The sequence below is a fragment of the Teichococcus wenyumeiae genome (assembly GCF_003696345.1).
GTDB classification, from domain to species: domain Bacteria; phylum Pseudomonadota; class Alphaproteobacteria; order Acetobacterales; family Acetobacteraceae; genus Pseudoroseomonas; species Pseudoroseomonas wenyumeiae.
The window spans coordinates 1-1,601 of the sequence record NZ_RFLX01000131.1 but is presented as its reverse complement, the minus strand read 5'-3'; the positions used below and the strand labels follow the sequence as shown (position 1 = coordinate 1,601).

Genomic DNA, 1,601 nt, shown 5'->3' with positions numbered 1-1,601 from the left:
GCCGGGCCGCAGGACATCGAGAAGGCCCGCATCATCGTCGAAGATGCCAAGGACGTCTCGCAACCAGACACCTAGCACTACTTTGGCAGGCGACATTTAGGCTGCGGCGGTACGATCCATCGTCGGCAGTGCGGACATCGTCCTGGTAGCCACCCCCGGTTCACTCGCAGCAGGTGCGCGGTGATGGCGTGGCGTACGGCGGGCAGGCTCGGTTCTGGTGGCGGGCCGACGCGCCTTTTTCCCCCGCTTCGCCACCACACTGAGGCGCTCGTGCTGCAGGAACGCGTAGGCGAGCATCGTCATGAGCGCGTGTCGATGCAGGCCTGTCCAGGAGCGGCCTTCAAAGTGATCGAGACCGAGTTCTTCCTTCATCTGCTGATGCGCCTGTTCGCACACCCAGCGGGCCTTGATGGCGGCTGCGAGGGTACGCAGGCTCGCGCTGGCAGGCAGGTTAGCCAGGTAGTACTTCCGTTCGCCCGATGAGCGGTGCTCGCCGATCACCCAAGCTTCTTCGCCGGGCATGTGCTGGCCGCCGCCATCCCCGATCCGCTGTGGCGGCCCGTCTGCCACCCGGATGCGCCGAACGGCAAACCGGGCGCTCAGCCTACCCTTGCTGCCGCGGCGCCAGCTGACCTGCCGCCAATCGGCCTCGGCAAGCACCGTCTCGGCAGCGGCCGACAGGGTGTTGGGGATGTGCCGCTGTCGTGGCCGGCCATGACCTGCGACGGGAAAGATCAGCTGCACGTCCGCAGGATAGACTTTCTGCTGACGCGGGATGCCAACCGCCCAGAACAGGCCGCGTTCGCTCAAGCCCTGCCGGAACGGCGCACTCAGGCCATATCCAGCATCGGCCAACACGGCCCGGAACCGCACGCCGGCAGCCAGCACCCGGTCGATCTCAGCCAGCGCAATCTCCGGCTTGGTTCGCGGCGCTCGCCACCCCTCAGGCACGCCGGCCTTCTCGAGGCGGACTCGGTCGCTTGTCCAGCTCTCGGGCAGAAACAGGCGCAGCGCGACCGGCACTGGCACTTCGCCAGCCGCGAGGGTCAGCGAGACCAGCGTCTGGCAATTGGCGTTCTTGCCGAGAACTGATGCATATTGTGGGGCGACGCCAGCCGAGTGCCGGCCCTTCTTCGGCAACGCCGTGTCATCCACTACCAGCCAGGCCCCCGGGCCACCAACGAGGCGGTCGGCCTCACGCAGCAGAGCCGCCTCGAGCGGTGCTGCGTTCCACACGCCCGCCGAGATGAAGTGATGCAGAGCATCATGGCTCGGCAGCCCCAGCCGCTCCGCCATGGGTTGCGTGCTCTTGCGATCGCCAGGACCAATCAGCCCGGCCACGTAGAGCGGACACATGGCCTGCCGTGACGGGTGCTCCAGAGCTGCCAGGAACGGCTTCAACCAGCGCTCCAGCGCCGTCCGCCAGTCCAGAGATCTCGCCATGGCACCACCTCGGCCAACATGCCGAACAGAACCACTAGCAAGCCTGCCGGTTCGCCTCAGCCTGCCAAAGTAGTGCTAGCTGTCTGGTTGCGAGACGTCCTTGGCATCTTCGACGATGATGCGGGCCTTCTCGATGTCCTGCGGCCCGGCCTGCCCGA

At 66.6% G+C, this 1,601-nt stretch carries 1 protein-coding gene; it reads right to left on the bottom strand.

Annotation, left to right across the window (positions count from 1 at the left end; genetic code table 11):
- Positions 1 to 96: 96 nt before the first annotated feature.
- Positions 97 to 1,443, bottom strand: a complete 1,347-nt coding sequence (locus tag EBE87_RS28185) for an IS701 family transposase (protein WP_122140317.1) — start codon at positions 1,441 to 1,443, stop codon at positions 97 to 99.
- Positions 1,444 to 1,601: the final 158 nt, after the last annotated feature.

What these genes read in the sequence shown, in the direction of transcription:
- EBE87_RS28185 (WP_122140317.1), bottom strand. Translation starts at nt 1,443, where the DNA reads ATGGCGAGATCTCTGGACTGGCGGACGGCGCTGGAGCGCTGGTTGAAG.